The sequence below is a fragment of the Micromonospora sp. NPDC007208 genome, from assembly GCF_042869175.1.
In the GTDB taxonomy this organism is placed as follows: Bacteria; Actinomycetota; Actinomycetes; order Mycobacteriales; family Micromonosporaceae; genus Micromonospora; species Micromonospora foliorum.
Genome location: NZ_JBIAFG010000003.1, coordinates 276,261 through 293,729 on the forward strand (window position 1 = coordinate 276,261; position 17,469 = coordinate 293,729).

The 17,469-nt window shown below is 72.7% G+C and carries 18 protein-coding genes and 1 pseudogene; 9 read left to right on the plus strand and 10 right to left on the minus strand.

What is annotated here, in order from left to right; all coding sequences use genetic code 11:
- Nucleotides 1–19 precede the first annotated feature (19 nt).
- Nucleotides 20–1,051, minus strand: coding sequence for an SIS domain-containing protein (locus ACFYL6_RS07650; protein ID WP_387168856.1), 1,032 nt, complete (start codon nucleotides 1,049–1,051; stop codon nucleotides 20–22).
- A gap of 189 nt (nucleotides 1,052–1,240) precedes the next feature.
- Here ACFYL6_RS07650 and ACFYL6_RS07655 point away from each other — a divergent pair, with 189 nt between their 5' ends.
- Nucleotides 1,241–3,082, plus strand: a complete 1,842-nt coding sequence (locus tag ACFYL6_RS07655; protein ID WP_387168859.1) for a tetratricopeptide repeat protein — start codon at nucleotides 1,241–1,243, stop codon at nucleotides 3,080–3,082.
- A 30-nt stretch (nucleotides 3,083–3,112) separates the two neighbouring features.
- On the opposite strand, the gene ACFYL6_RS07660 is transcribed toward ACFYL6_RS07655, so the two are convergent.
- A complete protein-coding gene (locus ACFYL6_RS07660) occupies nucleotides 3,113–4,702 on the minus strand; it encodes an MDR family MFS transporter (RefSeq protein WP_387168862.1) in 1,590 nt (529 codons plus the stop codon).
- A gap of 105 nt (nucleotides 4,703–4,807) precedes the next feature.
- Between ACFYL6_RS07660 and ACFYL6_RS07665 the strand changes: the two are divergent.
- Nucleotides 4,808–5,534: pseudogene (locus ACFYL6_RS07665) on the plus strand (TetR/AcrR family transcriptional regulator).
- Here the strand turns inward: ACFYL6_RS07665 and ACFYL6_RS07670 are convergent.
- Both ACFYL6_RS07670 and ACFYL6_RS07675 read right to left on the minus strand, forming a co-directional pair.
- Complete coding sequence (locus ACFYL6_RS07670) at nucleotides 5,435–5,944, minus strand: GNAT family N-acetyltransferase (protein WP_387168865.1); 510 nt, start codon at nucleotides 5,942–5,944, stop codon at nucleotides 5,435–5,437. The pseudogene ACFYL6_RS07665 and the gene ACFYL6_RS07670 overlap by 100 nt on opposite strands.
- Nucleotides 5,941–6,162 carry a biotin/lipoyl-binding carrier protein gene (locus tag ACFYL6_RS07675; protein ID WP_387169514.1) on the minus strand — a complete coding sequence of 74 codons (222 nt, stop codon included), beginning with the start codon at nucleotides 6,160–6,162 and terminating at the stop codon, nucleotides 5,941–5,943. Before ACFYL6_RS07675 ends, ACFYL6_RS07670 begins: the two co-directional genes overlap by 4 nt.
- Nucleotides 6,163–6,344: 182 nt before the next feature.
- Between ACFYL6_RS07675 and ACFYL6_RS07680 the strand changes: the two genes are divergently transcribed.
- Nucleotides 6,345–6,458 carry a 50S ribosomal protein bL37 gene (locus tag ACFYL6_RS07680; protein ID WP_387168868.1) on the plus strand — a complete coding sequence of 38 codons (114 nt, stop codon included), beginning with the start codon at nucleotides 6,345–6,347 and terminating at the stop codon, nucleotides 6,456–6,458.
- A gap of 119 nt (nucleotides 6,459–6,577) precedes the next feature.
- Here the strand turns inward: ACFYL6_RS07680 and rsrA are convergent, their stop codons facing one another.
- The 5 genes from rsrA to ACFYL6_RS07705 form a co-directional block, all read right to left on the minus strand.
- Complete coding sequence (gene rsrA, locus ACFYL6_RS07685; RefSeq protein WP_030490399.1) at nucleotides 6,578–6,865, minus strand: mycothiol system anti-sigma-R factor; 288 nt, start codon at nucleotides 6,863–6,865, stop codon at nucleotides 6,578–6,580.
- Nucleotide 6,866: 1 nt separating this feature from the next.
- Entirely contained in the window at nucleotides 6,867–7,694 is an 828-nt protein-coding gene (locus ACFYL6_RS07690) for a sigma-70 family RNA polymerase sigma factor (RefSeq protein ID WP_387168871.1), read from the minus strand.
- Between the two features lie 235 nt (nucleotides 7,695–7,929).
- The gene (locus ACFYL6_RS07695; RefSeq protein WP_387168873.1) at nucleotides 7,930–8,547 is read right to left on the minus strand and encodes an alpha/beta family hydrolase; all 618 of its coding nucleotides are present in this window, start codon (nucleotides 8,545–8,547) and stop codon (nucleotides 7,930–7,932) included.
- A gap of 51 nt (nucleotides 8,548–8,598) precedes the next feature.
- Nucleotides 8,599–8,991 carry a WhiB family transcriptional regulator gene (locus ACFYL6_RS07700; RefSeq protein ID WP_030336652.1) on the minus strand — a complete coding sequence of 131 codons (393 nt, stop codon included), beginning with the start codon at nucleotides 8,989–8,991 and terminating at the stop codon, nucleotides 8,599–8,601.
- A 196-nt stretch (nucleotides 8,992–9,187) separates the two neighbouring features.
- Nucleotides 9,188–9,898 (minus strand): SOS response-associated peptidase, encoded by a 711-nt coding sequence (locus tag ACFYL6_RS07705; protein WP_387168876.1) that lies wholly within the window; start codon nucleotides 9,896–9,898, stop codon nucleotides 9,188–9,190.
- A 102-nt stretch (nucleotides 9,899–10,000) separates the two neighbouring features.
- On the opposite strand from ACFYL6_RS07705, the gene aroA reads away from it, so the two are divergent.
- The 4 genes from aroA to ACFYL6_RS07725 are packed head-to-tail and all read left to right on the plus strand — an operon-like array spanning nucleotide 10,001 to nucleotide 14,193.
- Entirely contained in the window at nucleotides 10,001–11,302 is a 1,302-nt protein-coding gene (aroA, locus tag ACFYL6_RS07710) for a 3-phosphoshikimate 1-carboxyvinyltransferase (protein WP_387168879.1), read from the plus strand.
- Entirely contained in the window at nucleotides 11,272–12,432 is a 1,161-nt protein-coding gene (gene rsgA / locus ACFYL6_RS07715; RefSeq protein WP_387168883.1) for a ribosome small subunit-dependent GTPase A, read from the plus strand. Before aroA ends, rsgA begins: the two co-directional genes overlap by 31 nt.
- A 28-nt stretch (nucleotides 12,433–12,460) precedes the next feature.
- Nucleotides 12,461–13,279: a histidinol-phosphatase gene (gene hisN / locus ACFYL6_RS07720; protein ID WP_387168886.1), complete on the plus strand. Its 819-nt coding sequence runs from the start codon at nucleotides 12,461–12,463 to the stop codon at nucleotides 13,277–13,279.
- A 59-nt stretch (nucleotides 13,280–13,338) separates the two neighbouring features.
- Nucleotides 13,339–14,193: a hypothetical protein gene (locus ACFYL6_RS07725; protein WP_387169516.1), complete on the plus strand. Its 855-nt coding sequence runs from the start codon at nucleotides 13,339–13,341 to the stop codon at nucleotides 14,191–14,193.
- A 45-nt stretch (nucleotides 14,194–14,238) separates the two neighbouring features.
- On the opposite strand, the gene ACFYL6_RS07730 is transcribed toward ACFYL6_RS07725, so the two are convergent.
- Entirely contained in the window at nucleotides 14,239–15,438 is a 1,200-nt protein-coding gene (locus tag ACFYL6_RS07730; RefSeq protein WP_387168889.1) for a glycosyltransferase, read from the minus strand.
- A gap of 224 nt (nucleotides 15,439–15,662) precedes the next feature.
- Between ACFYL6_RS07730 and ACFYL6_RS07735 the strand changes: the two genes are divergently transcribed.
- A complete protein-coding gene (locus ACFYL6_RS07735; protein ID WP_387168891.1) occupies nucleotides 15,663–16,661 on the plus strand; it encodes an SDR family oxidoreductase in 999 nt (332 codons plus the stop codon).
- Nucleotides 16,661–17,452, plus strand: a complete 792-nt coding sequence (locus ACFYL6_RS07740) for an ATP-binding protein (RefSeq protein ID WP_387168894.1) — start codon at nucleotides 16,661–16,663, stop codon at nucleotides 17,450–17,452. Before ACFYL6_RS07735 ends, ACFYL6_RS07740 begins: the two co-directional genes overlap by 1 nt.
- Nucleotides 17,453–17,469: the final 17 nt, after the last annotated feature.

Below are 17,469 nucleotides of genomic sequence, written 5' to 3' on the forward strand. Positions count from 1 at the left end.
CAGGGTGCCACGCCGCGCCTCACATCGTCGCGGTGACCTTCTTCAACCCGCGCGGCGCGTCCGGGTCCTCGCCCCGGGTGAGCGCCAGGGCCAGCGCCAACCGCTGCATCGGCAGGATGTCCAGCAGCGGGGCGTACCGCTCGTCGACCTCGGGAACGGCCAGCCGGGTGGCGCCCGGTACGTCGGCGGAGCCGACCACCACGACGTCGGCGCGGCGTTCGCCGAGGCGGGGCAGCACCTCACCCATCGAACGGCCACCGGGGCCGGAGCCGACCACGGCGAGCACCGGGACCTCCGGGTCGGTCATCGCGAGCGGGCCGTGCAGCAGGTCGGCACCGGAGAAGGCGAGCGCCGGCAGGTACGAGGTCTCCATCAGCTTCAGCGCGGCCTCCCGGGCGGTCGGGTAGGCGTACCCCCGGCCGGTGGTGACCAGCTGACGGGCGAACCGGTAGCGCGGGGCTAGCTGGGCCGGGGTGCCGTCGGCCAGGGTGCGGGTGGCCAGCTCGGGCAGCGCGTCGAGCGCCTCCCGTTCGGTCTTCGGGAGCACGCCGTCGCCGGCCCGGATTCCCTCCACCAGCATCAGCAGGGCGAGCAGCTCGGCGGTGTACGTCTTGGTGGCGGCCACCGCCCGCTCGTGCCCGGCGGCGATGTCGACGCTCAGCTCGGCCACGTCGACAAGCGGCGAGTCGGGGGCGTTGGTCACCGCGAGGGTCAGCGCCCCGGAGGCTCGGGCGGCGCGCAGCACCTCGGCCAGGTCGGGCGAGCCGCCGCTCTGGCTGACACCGACGACCAGTGCGTCGGACAGGTCGGGGCGGGCCCCGAACAGGGTGACGACGCTGGGCGAGGCGAGCCCGGCGGGCAGGCCGAGCCGGATCTCGGTCAGGTAGGCCCCGTAGAGGGCCGCGTGATCGGAGGTGCCCCGCGCGGTGAAGACCACGTGCCGTGGCCGGCGTTCGGCGATGACCGCCGCCACCCGGGCGATCTCGGCGGCGTTGGCAGCGGAGAGCAGGCGCGCGTAGCCAGCCGGCTGCTCCTCGATGTCGGCGGCCATGCCAGCCCCTGCACGTGTCACGGAAACCCCTCCCCCTGCGCGATTGCCGCGCGATTCTTGCTCAGTCTTGCACTTTTAAGCGTATCTCAGCAATCGAACGAGCAGGACTGCGCAGGTGATCACCAGTTGATCTCAACATCAACTAAGCTTTACCCGCTGCACCCGGTCCAACTGCCACGAGAGGACGACGTGCCCGAGGGAACGGACGATCCCGCGCTCTCCGCGACGGAGGAGCTGGCGCTCGCCCGGCTGGCACTCGACGAGGGCGACCTGCACCACGCCGCCGGCCACCTCGCCGGCGCGTTGGCACGGGCCCCCACCCTCCCGGAGGTGCACGAGACGCTGGCCCGACTCGCCGCGACGAGCGGTGGTGGTCTCGACCTCTTCCCGATCAACCACCACACCTTCGTGGGTGCGGTGGTCGCCCGCGCCCACCTTCTCGCCACCGCCGGCCGTCCCGCCGAAGGGCTGGAGCTGCTGGCCGCGGCGACGGCGCACGCGCCCGGCACCGAGTGGGCCGGCGTGCCCTGGGTCACCGCGCCCGAGCTGGCCGAACGGCTGGACCCGGAGCACATCGCCCGCGTCCTCATGCAGGTCTGCGCCGTGCTGCCCGACCCGGTGCCGCGGATCGCCCGGCCCCCGCTGACCCCGTACCTCACGCTCGCCCGCAACGCGGCCACCGTGCATCCCGAACACGGCCTGCTGCTGGGCGCGGCGTCCGCGCTGGCCCGGCGCCTCGGCGAGGTCGAGCTGGCGGTCCGCTGGGCTACCCGAGGGGTACGCGCACAGCCCTCGAAGATGGGCGAGGTGTGGCTCGGGTACGCGTACCGCAGCTCCGGCCGCACCCGCGACGGCCTCGCGGCCCTCGGTCGGGCCGTCGAGCTGGACCCCGACGACCTGGCGATCTACGCGGACATCGCCGGCACCCTGGCCGAGATCGGCCGGCTGGACGAGGCGTTGGAGTGGACCGAGCGGGCGCTGGCGCGCGATCCGTCGTTCGACTGCGCGGTGCACACCGCCCACCGCCTGCGGCACCTGCGCGACGGTGACCTCGCCCACCTGGTCGCGCTGGCCGACTTCGTGCGGGACCACCCGGACGACAGCCACGAGCACGGCGACCTGGCCCAGTGCTGCCGAGGCCGGCCCTGGCTCGGCCAACTCACCCCGGCCGGCGGGCCCCTGGTCGACGCGATGCGCCAGGCGGTGGCCGATGACGACAACGGTCTCGGCGGTGCCGTACGCCTACCCGCCGCCGCTCCGCCGAGCGCGGTCGGTACGGCGATCTCCACCGCCCCCGGGCTGCGGATCGAGGTCGTCGGCGCGTTGGAGCCCGACCCGCGTGAGCCCCGACGGGCGACCGCTCAGCGGTTGTGGCACTACGCGGACGCCGTCCCCAAGCCCGCGCTGGCGGCGCCGTCGGCGACAGCTGTCGAACGGATCGGGCAGATCGCCCACCCGGCGTGGGCGCACCCACCGGCGGCGTACGACGCGGCGGTGGGCCTGGCCGGCCTCGACCTGGCCGACCTGCTCGGCCTGTTGGTGCACCCGCCGGCGGCGCCGGCCAACGCGGTGGGCCGACTGCTGGCCGCCCACGATCCGTCGGTCTGGGTCCGTGGCGTGCAGGTGTGGGCCTGCCTGGGGCTGCTGCACCACCGCACCGACGAGCCGTGGGAGGGCTCGACCCGGCGCCGGGTGCTGCTCGACCTGATCTGGGGCGTCGAGGACTGGGTCACCGAGGCGGCGCTGTTCGCTCTGGTCACCGCAGCCTGGGTGGACCCATCGGTGCGGTCGGACGTGGCCCGGGTGGTGGCGGAGCGGCTGGCCGACGCGGCTGCCGTGGCACGGAGCCGACCGGTCCCGATCGCCGCGTCGCTGGCTCACGTGGCACTCGCCGCCCCACAGTTGGACCCGGCGACCGCGGCACTGGCCACCGAGCTGCTCGGCGCCCACTCCCCCCGACTTCCCCGCCCCCGCAACCCCCTGCGCCGCCTCTGGCAACGTCTGAGCAAGGGCGCGCCGCGCCGACCGTGACGGTCGACGCGGCGCGTTGTCGCGGTTGGGTCAGGCGACCGGGGCGGCCTTGCCGAGGGCGACCTCGGCCTCCTCCTCCGGGGTGGCCTGCGGCGGCGCCTCGTTCGCGGTGCGCAGCGGGATCTCCTTGATGAACCAGGCGAGCACCGGGATCACGATGGTGAACAGCACCGCCCAGAGGAAGACGTGCGAGATGGCGTCGGAGAGACCACCGAGCACCGCCTCGCGCGCCTGGGCGGGCAGGTCCTTGAGCTTCTCCAGGTCCATCCCGGCGCCGGCCTCGCCGCCGCCGAAGGCCCGACCGCCCTCGGAGCTGGCCAGCCGGTTGGCGAAGATCGCGCCGAACAGCGAGATGCCGAACGAGCCACCGATCGACCGGAAGAAGGTGGCCGCGCCACTGGCCGCGCCAAGGTCCTTCTGCTCCACGCTGTTCTGCGCGATCAGCATCGAGGTCTGCATGAGGAAGCCCATGCCGACGCCGAGCACGACCATGTACAGCGAGGACATCAACTTGCTGGTGTCGGTGTCGAGCATGGACAGCAGCGCCATGCCCGCGGTCATCACCACGCCACCGATGATCGGGTACGCCCGGTACTTGCCGTTGCGGGTGATCGCCCGGCCGATGACCAGCGAGACGACAAGCATGCCGAACATCAGCGGCAGCAGCAGCAGACCGCTGTTGGTGGCCGACGCACCCTGCACGGTCTGCTGGTAGAGCGGCAGGAAGTTCATCGCGCCGAACATCGCGAAGCCGAGCAGGAAGCCGATCACCGAGATCAGCGCGAAGTTGCGGTTGGCGAACAGCGCCAGCGGCAGGATCGGTTCCTGGACCCGGCGTTCCACCAGGCCGAAGACGACCAACGCGAGCACGGCGAGCACGGCCAGGCCGAGGATTTGCGGCGACGTCCAGTCGTACTCGTTGCCACCCCAGGTGGTGATGAGCACGATCGCGGTGATGCCCACCGAGAGCAGCCCGGCGCCGAGCCAGTCGATCCGGTGCTCGGTGCGGTACTTCGGCAGGTGCATGGTGGTGATCAGCACGAGCAGCGCGACGCCACCCAGCGGCAGGTTCACGTAGAACGCCCAGCGCCAGGAGAGGTGGTCGGTGATGAAGCCGCCGGCCAGCGGGCCGGCGACCATGGCGATGGCCATGATGCCGGCGATCATGCCCTGGTAGCGCCCGCGCTCGCGGGGCGGCACCAGGTCACCGATGATCGCCATCACGCCGACCATGAGGCCGCCGGCGCCGAGGCCCTGCACGGCCCGGAAGGCGATGAGCTGGACCATGCCGTCCTCCGGGCCACCGAACATCCCGGAGCCGGCCATGCCGCAGAGGGCGGAGCCGACCAGGAAGACGACAACCGAGGTCAGGAAGACCGACTTGCGGCCGTAGAGGTCACCGAGCTTGCCCCAGATCGGGGTAGAGACGGTGGTGCCCAGGACGTACGCGGTGACCACCCAGGTGAAGTGGTTGAGCCCGCCGAACTCGCCGACGATCCGCGGTAGAGCGGTGCTGACGATCATGTTGTCGAGCATCGCGAGCATCATCGCGATCATCAGACCGAACAGCACCACCCGTATGTTGTTGGGTCGCGTGCCGGCCTGCGTTGCCTGAGTCATGGGTAAGCTCCCCCCGAGGATTGCCGTACTTACTTGCCGCCCGGCTAGTCACCTTACTAGCCGCACGGTAAGTTGGGTACAAGCAACGGTCAAGCCATTTGGAGGGTGTGGGTGAGCGAGAGCACAGGCGGCGGAACGCGGGAACGGATCAAGGCCGTCGCGCTTGAGCTCTTCACCGAGCAGGGGTACGAGAAGACCTCGCTCCGGGAGATCGCCGAGCGCCTCAATGTGACCAAGGCCGCCCTCTACTACCACTTCAAGAGCAAGGACGACATCGTCGCCAGCTTCGTCGAGGACCGGCTGGAGCGGATGGACGCGCTGACCGCCTGGGCCGCCACCCAGCCCGCCACCCTGGCCACCCGGCGCGAGCTGATCTCCCGGTACGCCGACACGATGTTCGACGGCGCTCAGCCGTCGGTGATGCGCTTCTTCGAGCAGAACCAGACCGCGCTCAAGAGCCTCTCCTCCGGGCAGAAGATGCGTGGTCGGATGTTGGAGCTGGCCGAGGCGCTCTGTCGGGGCGACGATTCCCCCGCCGCCCAACTGCGCGCCGCGCTGTCCCTGTTCGCGGTGCACACCAGTTGGTTCGCGGTACGCGCACCGCACATCAGCGACGACGAACGCCGCAAGCTCGCCCTGGAGGTGGCCGACGAGCTGCTGGCCGCCATCGGCACGCAGCCCGACGCCTGACCCGGGCGTGCTCGTTCCGGCCCGGGCTCGTCGGTCGGCGGCTCAGCCGCGGGTCAGCTCCAGCCGCAGGCCGAGCAGGTCCACGCCCGGCGCCGGTGACCAGTCCTTCTCCGGAGAACGGACGAACCCGCGCCGCGAGTAGAGCCGGTGCGCCGGATCCGCCATCCCGGCCCGGACGCAGATCACCACCGCCGTGCAACCCAACTCGGTCGCCCGGTCGACGCACGCCTCGACCAACGCGGCACCGACACCCCGCCCCTGCGCGCCCGGGTCGACCGCGAGCATCCGGAACTCCGCCTCGCCCGGCCCGGACAGCTCGGCGAACGGGGTGCCCGGCAGGACGAACGTGACCGAGCCGAGGACCGCCCCGGTCACCTCGTCGACCGCGACCAGCACCTCGCCGCTGGTGGCCCGGGTCGACACGTCGGCCAACACCTCGCCGTACCCGTGCTCGCCCTTGAGCTGGCCGTCCGCCTCGTACGCGGCCACGGTCAGACGGGCCACCGCCGGGAAGTCGGCCGGCTCGGCCGAACGGACCCGCAACCCGGTCAAGCGATCACCGCGATCAGGTCACCGTCCTGCACGACGTCGCCCTCGTTCACGGCGAGCTGCTGGAGCACACCATCGGACTCGGCGACAACCGGGATCTCCATCTTCATCGACTCGAGGATCACCAGGGTGTCACCCTCGGCCACCGTGTCACCCGCCGTGGCGACGACCTTCCAGACGTTGGCCACCATCTCGGCGCGGATCTCCTCGGCCATGTCCAGGCCCTCCCTCTTCGCGACGTGCCTGCCGGTGTATCCAATCATGTGTCGACCGACGGTGGGCCCGCAGCGGCACAGCCGGGATGGCAGGCCCGCCCTGGGGAAGGCGGCGGCTGCCGACCGCACTACCATCAGCGGGTCGGACCCGACGCCGGACCGCCGGTGGCCGCATCCGCGCCGAGGTCGTGCGCAGGACGAATCCGACCCATCACGAGGAGGTCAGCATGGCGAAGAAGTCCCGGAAGAAGAAGGCTCGTAAGAAGAACGCCGCGAACCACGGCAAGCGTCCCAACTCCTGAACGGGTCGACGGGCCGGTTGCCCGTCGCCGCTCAGTCCGGCCGAGGCCGGGTACACCGGTGGCCCGGGTCGACATCGACCCGGGCCACCGGTCTTGCCAGCTGGTGCCAGCTCAGACGCTCAGTCGGCCAGCTCACGGGAGTCGCTGGTCTCGAAGACCACCAGCTCGGTGAGCTTGACCCGCAGCCGCTCGCGCAGCTGGTCCGGCGCGGTCTCGTTGCCACAGCAACGCGCCACCAACGCCCGCACCTCCTGCTCCAGCCCGTACTCGCGCAGGCAGGGCCCGCACTCGTCCAGGTGGTGCCGGATCAGCGAGCGGCGCTCGTCGGCGCACTCCAGATCCAGGTAGAGGTACACCTCCGCGAGCACTTCGCGGCAGTCCGTCTCGTGCGGCTCCCCACAGCTCACGTCACACCTCCCGGCCGGCAGCGGCGGCGGTCGAGCCCTTCGCCGAGCGGGCAGCGCTGAAGCCCCGCTCCCCCGCGTAGCGCTCGAGCAGCTTGCGCAGATTACGACGGCCCCGGTGCAGACGCGACATCACGGTGCCGATCGGCGTGCCCATGATGTCCGCGACCTCCTTGTAGGAGAAGCCCTCGACATCGGTGAGGTAGACGGCCAGGCGGAACTCCTCCGGCAACTGCTGGAGTGCCTCCTTGACGTCACTGTCCGGCAGCCGGTCCAGTGCCTCCGTCTCGGCGGAGCGCAACCCGCTGGAGGTGTGTGACTCGGCCTCGGCGAGCTGCCAGTCGGTGATCTCCTCGGTGGGCGCCTGGATCGGCTGGCGCTGCCGCTTGCGGTAGGAGTTGATGTAGGTGTTGGTCAGGATCCGGTAGAGCCAGGCCTTGAGGTTCGTGCCCTGCTCAAACTGGTGGAAGGCCGCGTACGCCTTCAGGTACGTCTCCTGGACCAGGTCCTCGGCATCCGCCGGGTTGCGTGTCATCCGCAGCCCAGCAGCGTAGAGCTGATCGACGAATGGCATCGCGTCCCGCTCGAATCGGGCCCTGCGCTCGTCCGTCTTCTCGGTGGTCAACCGCACATCCCCTCGCGTCGGATGCTTTCCCGCCGAGGATACGCGCACGGACCTGCCCGCAGATTCACTTCCGGCTGGTGTGCCCGTGCTCACCGCACCCGCCCCGCCCGGTCCCGCCGTCGCCGGCCACTCCGGGCCATCCAGCAGCCGCTTCAGCTGCCGGGCGTCCCGCTCGTCCCGTTCCAGGCTTCGTGTCTCGGTTGGCACCGGTCACCCCCCTCGCAGAAAAGTCGTCCGGGGGTAGTAACGCCTGATGACCACTGGGGCATTCCGGCCGGCCCTCCCGTTCCTGGTCCCGGCCCCGACGGCGGCCGGCGCTGGGACCAGGAAGGGCCTGGGAGGACTGGTGTCACCGGCCCCGATCGGGCCGGCGGCACCATCGGATGCAACGACCCGTGCCCGGCGCCGGACACGGTCGCCCCGGCGAGCCGGCCGCGACGGGTCAGCCGGCCGCCCAGCCCTGGGCGTACAGCCAGTCGCGCACGGCGGCGGCGGTGCCGGCCGGATCCCGGCGCAGATCGTGCGTCTCACCGGGACGGCTCACCACCTGCACGGCCGGCCCCGGCTCCGGCGTCCCGAACGGGTCCCGGTCACCGTTGACGACCAACGTCGGCAGGCCGGTGCCCAGTTCGGCGGCCCGCGAACGTTCCGGTCGGCCGGGCGGGTGCAGCGGGAAGGCCAACGCGACCACACCCACCGCGCCCACCGCACGCGCCGTCCGGCAGGCCACCCGTGCGCCACTGGAACGCCCACCGACCACCAGCGTCGGCACGTCGGCGTGCCGGTCACGTAGCACGGCGAGCACCGCTGCCCAGGCCTCGTCGAGGTGACCAGCCGGTGCCGGCGCACGTCGACCGGCGACCCGGTAGGGCTGGGTCACCCGGACCACCGCCAGGCCGGCCGCGACCGACGCGTCCCGAACCGCGAGCAGGTCGGGCGCGTCGACGCTGCCGCCCGCGCCGTGCCCGAGGACGAGCAGGGCGGTGGCCGGGCGGACCGGCAGGTCGGTGTCGATCCGCGCCGGACCGCGCGGGGTGTCGATCTCGTTGCTGGGTGGCACCGGCCTATTCTGCGCCGCCGGACGGGCGACGGGTGCGAACCGGGCCGCCGATCAGCTCAGCGGGACCAGGGCGAGCAGGCGATCGCGCACCGGCGGGCCGGCGTCGTCGATGGCGTCCGGGTCGGGGTCGACCTCCCCCCGCCAGGCGACAAGCATCGCCCGCCGTTCCCGCGGCGTGGTGCCGCCCCACACGCCGTGGCAGTCACCGACGTCGAGGGCCCAGGCCAGGCAGGACCCCTGTACGTCACAACTGCGGCACAGCGCGACGGCGGCGTCCGCCGGCTCGTTCGGTGCCGGAAAGAATGTCTCCGGATCGACGCTCTGGCAGGTTCCTCTGGTGCGCCACGCGTCGTCCTGTCGCCGTTCCCGCACGGCCCGCAGCAGTCGCGGATCTCGCCGCGCCGCCGCCACCTCGTGCGGGCGCGGCATACGTGCCCGTGTCATCCACCCACCTCCCCCGTGGGACCGGCAAGATCTGTGGACGTCGTCCGCCCCGTGCGGATCGACAGCCACTACCGGCGCTGTGTTCTATCGCACTTCACAACACCGGGACAAGGGTCTGCCGGGAACATGACCGAACAGTCAGGAGACGAATCGCGCGGAACCCTGGCAAATCGGCGGCCGACGATGCGCGCCGGTGTCAGAACAGGGGCAACTCCTGCGGTGTCACAGTCGGCGCCACCGCCACCCGGGCGGTCAACTGCGGCCCGTCGTTGCGAACGTTTCCGACCGCCGCACCCACCGGGCGGATCTCCAACCCCGCCAACTGCTCCGCCGACGCCGCGGTGAGCAGCCGCCCCGGCTCGTCGGTCGGCGCGAGCCACGACGACCACCGCTCGGGTGGCAGCAGCACCGGCATCCGGTCGTGCACCTCGGTCAGGTCGCCGAGCGCCGCGGTGGTCAGCACGCTGAAGGTGAGCCGGGTCTCGGCGTCGGACTCCCAGACCGACCAGATGCCCGCAAGCGCAAGCACCGAGCCGTCCCGAGGCGTCATGAAGTACGCCTGTCGTCCGCCGTCGGGCAGCCGCACCCACTCGTACCAGCCGTCGGCCGGGACCAGGCAGCGGCGACGGGAGAAGGAGCCGGCGTACGCCCGGCTGGTGGCCACCGTCTCCGCCCGCGCGTTGATCATGCGGGCGGCCCCCGCGGCGGACCGGGACCAGTGCGGCAGCAGCCCCCAGCGACCGACACAGAGACTGCGGTGCCCCTCGGGGCTGACCCGGACCAGCGGAACCGGGTCGGTAGGCGCGACGTTGTGATCGGCTCGGACCAGGCCGTCGGTGTCGTCGGACGACTCGAAGAGCGCGCTCAGCTCGCCGGAGCTCCGGGTCGTCGCGTACCTGCCGCACATGGGCACACGCTAACGCGTCGGAGGCCCCGTCGGCTGTCCCGCCAACCGGGAGTACGAACGCCGGGCGCCGCCGCCCACCCGCCGACACGGCAGAATGTAACCGTGGGGAACCTGACCGCGACCCGGCCGCCGCAGCCGTGGACCGCACCGACCGCATCCGACCCGGTGGCGGCGACGCTGCGCCTGCCCGGTTCCAAATCGATGACCGCCCGCGCCCTGGTGCTCAGCGCGCTGGCCGCCGGCCCGTCGACGCTGGCCCGGCCGCTGCGCGCCCGTGACACCGAGCTGATGGCCGCCGGTCTGCGGGCGATGGGCGCGCACGTGTCGATCAGCGACGACGAGCGCTGGCTGGTCCGGCCGCACCCGCTGGCCGGTCCCGCGCACGTCGACGTCGGGCTGGCCGGCACCGTGATGCGGTTCGTGCCACCGGTGGCCGGCCTGGCCGACGGGCAGGTCACCTTCGACGGCGACCCGTACGTCCGCACCCGCCCGCTCGGCCCACTGGTCGGCGCGCTGCGTTCGCTGGGCGTCCGGATCGACGTCACCGGCTCCGGCAGCCTCCCGCTGACCGTGCTCGGCACCGGCCGGGTCACCGGGGGCGAGGTGGTGATCGACGCGTCCGCCTCCAGCCAGCTCGTCTCCGGGCTGCTGCTGGCCGCCCCGCGCTTCGACCGGGGTGTCGTGGTACGCCACGTCGGCCCGCCGGTGCCCTCCGCGCCGCACCTTCGAATGACGGTGCGGATGCTGCGGGCCGCCGGCGCGGCGGTCGACGACAGCACAGCCGACGTCTGGGCCGTCGAGCCCGGCCCGCTCACCGGGCGCGGCTGGGACATCGAGCCAGACCTCTCCGGCGCCGTGCCGTTCTTCGCCGCCGCCCTGGTCACCGGCGGCGAGGTGACCTTGCAGGGTTGGCCGCACAGCAGCGCGCAGCCGGTCGAGCAACTCCGCTCGCTGCTCCAGCGGATGGGCGGCGAGGTCAGCCTCTCCACCAACGGGCTGACCGTCCGCGGCACCGGCGTGGTGCACGGCCTGACCGCCGACCTGTCCGACGTCGGCGAGCTGACCCTCGTGCTGACCGCGCTGGCCATGCTTGCCGACTCGCCGTCGGTCTTCACCGGCGTCGGGCACATCCGTGGCCACGAGACCGACCGGCTCGCCGCGCTCGCGCGGGAGTTCGGCGGGCTCGGGGCGGACATCACCGAGACGCCGGACGGGCTGGAGATCCGGCCCCGCCCGCTGCGCGGTGGGGTCTTTCGCACGTACCACGACCACCGGATGGCGCACGCCGCCGCGGTGGCCGGGCTCGCCGTTCCGGGCATCGAGGTGGACGACGTGGGGTGTACCTCCAAGACCATGCCCGAGTTCCCGGCACTATGGTCAGCGATGGTGACCGGCAAGAGCTGACGCGACGGAGGAAGGTCCTGGCGACCAAACGGCGGGAGTACGACGAGGACGACGTACGGGTCCGGCCCGGAAAGTCGTCGCGCCCGCGTACGCGCACCCGCCCGCAGCACGCCGACGCGGTCGACGGGTTCGTCATCGCCGTCGACCGGGGGCGCTACACCTGCGTGCTCTCCGGGGCGGAGCGCGGCGTGGTCGGCGCCGAGTTGCCCACGGTCACCGCCATGCGGGCCCGCGAGCTGGGCCGCAAGTCGGTGGTGGTCGGTGACCGGGTCAGCCTGGTCGGCGACACGTCCGGCGCGGAGGGCGCGCTGGCCCGCATCGTCCGGATCGCCGAGCGCCGCTCGGTGCTGCGCCGCACCGCCGACGACGACGAGACCACCGCCGAGGGTCGGCTGGAACGGGTGGTGGTGGCCAACGCCGACCAGTTGGTGATCGTCAGCGCGTTGGCCGACCCACCGCCGCGCACCGGGTTCATCGACCGCTGCCTGGTGGCGGCGTACGACGCGGACGTCGAGCCGCTGCTCTGCCTCACGAAGGCCGACCTGGCCGGGCCGGAGGAGGTGCTCGGCTACTACACCGAGCTGGAGCTGCCGTACGTGCTCAACCGCCCCGACTCGGACCTCGACGCGCTCCGTACGCTGCTGAGCGGCAAGGTGTCGGTGTTGGTCGGGCACTCCGGGGTGGGCAAGTCGACGCTTGTCAACCGCCTCGTTCCGGACGCGCTGCGCGCGGTCGGCGTGGTCAGCGCGATCGGCCGGGGCCGGCACACCTCGACCAGCGCGGTGGCGTTGCGGCTGCCGCCGGTGCCCGGGGTCGACACCGACCCGGGCTGGATCATCGACACTCCCGGCATCCGCAGCTTCGGGTTGGCGCACGTCTCGGCCGACAGCCTGCTGCACGGCTTTCCGGACCTGGTCGAGGGCACCGTCGACTGCCCACCGAACTGCCCCCACACGGCCGACGAGGCCGACTGCGGGCTGGACGCCTGGGTGGCCGCCGGTAAGGCCGACCCGCGCCGGCTGGCCTCGTACCGTCGGCTGCTCGCCTCCCGCGCCGGTGAGGGTGACTCGCGCGGCGACAGCGACCAGCGTGGGCCCGGCGAGGGTGACCGGCGCGGGCCCGACGAGTGACCCGACGGGCGTGGGCTAGGTTGCCGGCATGACCGGGTACGCCGACGACCTCGCCCTCGCCCACCTGCTCGCCGACCGGGCCGACGCCATCGCCACGGCCCGGTTCCGCGCGCTCGACCTGCGCGTCGAGGCGAAGCCTGACCTGACGCCGGTCTCCGACGCGGACACCGCCGTGGAGCGGGAGATCCGCGCCGTGCTGGCCGAGCACCGGCCGGCCGACGGGCTGCTCGGTGAGGAGTACGGGGCGCAGCCGTCCACCGACCCGAACGGCCGCCGGTGGATCGTCGACCCGATCGACGGCACCAAGAACTTCGTCCGTGGCGTGCCGATCTGGGCGACCCTGATCGCGCTCTACGACGGTGACCGGCCGGCGGTCGGCGTGGTGTCCGCACCGGCGCTCGGACGACGTTGGTGGGCCAGCGCGGGCGCGGGCGCGTACGCCGGGCCGGGCCCCGAGGCGGGCGAACGGATCGGCGTGTCCGCGGTGCGTGGGATCGCCGACGCCAGCTTCTGCTACTCCTCGCTGAACGGGTGGGAGAGCGCCGGGCGGCTCGACGCGGTGCTCGACCTGATGCGGGACAGCTGGCGCAACCGGGCGTACGGCGACTTCTACGGCTACATGCTGTTGGCCGAGGGGACACTCGACGTGATGGCCGAGCCGGAGTTGTCCCTGTGGGACGTGGCGGCGCTGGTGCCGATCATCACGGAGGCGGGTGGCACGGTCACGGATCTGCACGGACGACCCGCGCCCGCCGGCACCCCGGGCACCGACAGCAGCGTCGTGGCCACCAACGGTGTGCTGCACGCCGACATCCTCACCCGCCTCAATCGACCAGCCGAGCGCTGACCCCCGGCAACCTCTATCCTCGCCAGGTGGTCTCCTCCGGTTGGTGCTTTCTCGCGGCGATGATCGTCGCGTACGGCTTCGCCAACCTGCTCCAGTCGGTGGCGGCGGCCCGCACCACGGTCCACCACACCTTCGATCCGGGCCTGCTGCTGCGCCTCGCCGGGCATCGGACGTACCTGGTCGGTCTCGGCTTCCAGATCGGCGGCTTCGTGCTCGCCTTCCTGGCCCGACGGGACCTGCCGCTGTTCCTCGTGCAGGCCAGCGTGGCCGCCGGGCTCGGGGTGACCGCCATCCTCGGGGTGCTGGTGCTGAAGTGGCGGCTGCCCGCCGCGGAGGTGGTGCTGCTGGCGCTGCTCTTCGTGGGGATCACCGCGTTGGTGCTGTCCGCCCGGCCGGCGCCGTCGAAGCAGCTCGGCACCGCCGGCTCGATCGCCCTGCTGGTGGCGCTCGGCGTGATCGCGGTGCTCGGTGTCTTCGCCGTCCGGCTGCACGGGGCGCCGGGTTCGGTGGCCCTCGGGTCACTGGCCGGGCTGGCGTTCAGCTCGGCCGCGGTCGCCGCCCGGCCACTGGCGTCCGCGCCGTCCGCCGAGGCGTTCCTCGCCGACCCGCTCTTCTATCTGCTGATCGTCCACTCGATCGTCGGTCAGCTGCTGCTCGGTCTGGCCATGCAGCGTGGCTCGACGACCGCCGCGGTCGCCGCGATGGACGCCGCCGGCGCGGTGCCGGCCGCGATCGTCGGCCTGCTGCTGCTCAACGACAAGATCTGGCCGGGGCGGGAGTGGCTGGCCGCGGCCGGATTCCTGGTCACCCTGGCCGCGGTGATCGGCCTGACCCGGTACGCCGAACCGCAGCAGCACCGCTCGGTGGCACGCCGTCGGAACCCCGCCATGGTTGGTGCCGGCCGGCCGGGCTGACCGTCCGGCACCGCACCACGGCTGAGCTGCCGCAGCACCGCCACCTCAGGCTTCGACCGGCTTGCGCCGGCTCACCACCCGCTCGTAGAGACGCTCCAACGCACCGGCGGTCCGCTCCCAGGTGTAGCTGCTGCGCACCCGGTCCACCGCGGCGTGCCCGTACGCGAACCGCCCGGCGTTGTCGCTGAGCAGCCGGCGCAGCGACACTCCGAGTGCCCGCACGTCACCGGGGGGCACCAGGCGGCCGGTGACCTCGTCGACGACGGCGTCCGCCAGGCCGCCCATCGCATAGCCGATCACCGGCACCCCGCAGGCCATCGCCTCCAGCGAGACCCGCCCGGCCGAGGAGTAGTGCGGTGTGCAGGCGACCACGTCCGCCGACCGGTACCAGGTGGCCATCTGGTCGTGCGGCACCGCGCCGACGAGCCGTACCTGGTCGACGACGCCGAGCTGTTCGGCCAGCTCACGCAGCCGTCGCGCCTCGGCGTGGTTGGCCAACTGGTCGGCCGGTGGCCCACCGGCGATCACCAGCTCGGCGTCTCCGACCAGCCGCATCGCCCGGATCAGGTCCTCCTGGCCGTGCCCGGCGGCGAGCGAGCCCACCGAGAGGATGCGGGGCCGCTGTTCACGCGGTGCGGCCTCGCCGTCGGGGTGGAACAGATCGATGTCGACGCCGGCCGGCACCAACGCGACGGAGCTGCGTTGCAGACCCATCCGGGTCAGCTCGTCGACCTCGTCGTTGGACTGGGCCACGGCGATGTCGACCGCCCGGGTCAACGCGCGCTCCAGCGTGATCCGCTGCCCCGGCCCGTCGTAGTTGCCGCCCAGGTGCCGCAGTTGCTCGATGCCGAGCGAGTGGAACGTCTGCACCACCGGGATGTCGGTCTCCCGAACGGCGTGTGCGGCGGCCAGGCCACCGACCCAGTAGTGCCCGTGCACCACCTCGGGCCGCCAGGCACCCGACCACTCGTCGGCCAGCCAGCGGCCGACCTCCGTCACGTACGGGATCAGCTCGGCGGTGGGTAGCGCGGTGGGCGGACCGGCGGGCACCTGGTGCACCTGGTAGCCGTCGACGGTCATCGTCGCCGGCAGCGCCGGGTCGTCCCGGCGGACGTAGAGCCGGACGTCATGGCCTCGCTCGGCCAGTTCGGTGGCGACCCGCGCGATGTGCTGTCGGGTGCCGACCGGCGGGCCGTCGGCGTGGCGGTAGGAACTGGCGTGCGCGCAGACGAGGCCGACGCGCATGGGTCACCTCCCTGCGATCTTTCCTCGGCGGTGGTCCTCCCGGTCAGAGCGTCCCATTAACCCCGCGACACTGAGCCGAAACCTGGCAGATCAGGAAGAGTCAGCGCGAGTGCCACCGACACTTGCGCCACGGCAAGCACACGCGGCACGCGACAGCACGGTTCGACGATGATCGACAAGCTGTCGTCGGTGTGACCAGGCCCGGCCGGGGGTACCGCTCAGGAATGCCGCTGACCCGCAGTCTCGACGATTCGACCGTGGTGATCACCGGCGCGTCCAGCGGGATCGGCGCGGCGACGGCGTACGCACTGGCCCGCCGGGGTGCCGCCGTCGTGCTGGCCGCTCGCAGTGAGCCCGCCCTGCAACAGGTCGCGCAGCACTGCCGGCAGTTGGGCGGTCGGGCGCTGGTGGTGCCGACCGACGTGACCGACCTGGAGTCGGTACGGCGGCTGGCCGACCAGGCGGCGGCCGAGTTCGGCCGGATCGACGCCTGGGTGAACAACGCCGCGGTGAGCGCCGTGGGTCTGTTCGACGAGATCCCGGTCGCCGAGTTCCGCCGGGTGCTGGAGGTCAACCTGCTCGGGGCGGTGCACGGCATCAAGGCGGCCCTGCCCTACCTGGGCGCCGCCGGTGGCGGGGTGCTGGTCAACAACGCCTCGGTGCTGGCCGAGGTGGCCATGCCGTACCAGTCGGCGTACAACGCCACCAAGCACGGCATCCGAGGGCTGGCCGACACCGTCCGACAGGAACTGCGGGTCACCGGTCGGGGTCACATCTCCGTCTGCACCGTGCTGCCGGCCACGATCGACACCCCGTTCTTCCGGCACACGGGCAACCACAGCGGCCGCGAACTGGTGCCGCCTCCGCCGATCTACCCGCCGGAGGTGGTCGCCGAGACCATCGTCCGGCTGCTGCGCCGGCCCCGCCGCGAGGCGTACGCCGGTGGCGCGGCCCGGCTGATCGGCCTGCAGTGGCGGCTGGCGCCCGCGCTGGTGGAGCGCACCCTCGGCTGGTACGCCCACCGCACCCAGTTCGGGCCGGGCGCCCGTCTGGACAGCAGCGGCAACGTGTTCCACGCCGATTCCCAGGCGCGCCAGGACGGTGGCTGGAACGGTCGACGGCGACAGGTGGTGCGGATGACCGCCGCGTTCGGTCTGGCCGCCGCCGGCACCGCTGTCGGCACCCTGGCGGCCATCAACCGCCGCTCCCGGTCGGACCGCTGATGGCGGATGTCGAGCGCCCGAATGCGCTGACCGTCACCGGCGCGCACACTGGGGCGATCATGTCGAGCTGTCTCGTGGAAATCGACGAGTCGTCAGCGGTGGTCCGGCTGACCGGTGTGCTCGACGCCGCCGGAGCCGAGGCGGTACGCGGCGCGCTGCTCGCCCGTCTCGTGGACCGGCCCGGCCCGGTGGTGGCCGACGTGACCGGTCTGCGGGTCGTCGACCCGGCCGGGCGGAGCGTCTTCGCCGACATTCGCCGGGAGGTCGCCGACTGGCCCGCAGCGGACCTGCTGCTGTGTGACCCGGCGGTCGACGGGCCCGCCCGCCCGGACGCCGCGCTCGCCGGTGTGCCGGCCTGGCCGACGCTCGACGCCGCGCTGGCCGCGGTCGCGGCGACACCGCTGGCGGCGGTGCTCACCGCCGACCTGGCCCCGGCGGTGGGGGCCGCCCGGCAGGCGCGCGAGCTGGTCACCGCCGGTTGCGAGCGCTGGGGCATGCCGACGCTCACCGACCCGGCGTGCATCGCGATCACCGAGATGGTCAACAACGTGGTGGCGCACGCCCAGACTCCGATGACGGTTCGGCTGGCACCCCAGGAGAGCACCCTGCACCTGGCGGTTCGGGACCACTCCCCGCGCCGGCCGACGTTCGCCGGGATCTCCCCGCCGAACCGGATCGGTGGCCGGGGTCTGCTGCTGATCGACACGGTGACCCGTCGCTGGGGCAGCAGCGCCGTACCGGACGGAAAGGTCGTCTGGTGTGTGCTGCACCCGGACGACGAGGCCGCCTGACGGGGGCTTTCGGCGTC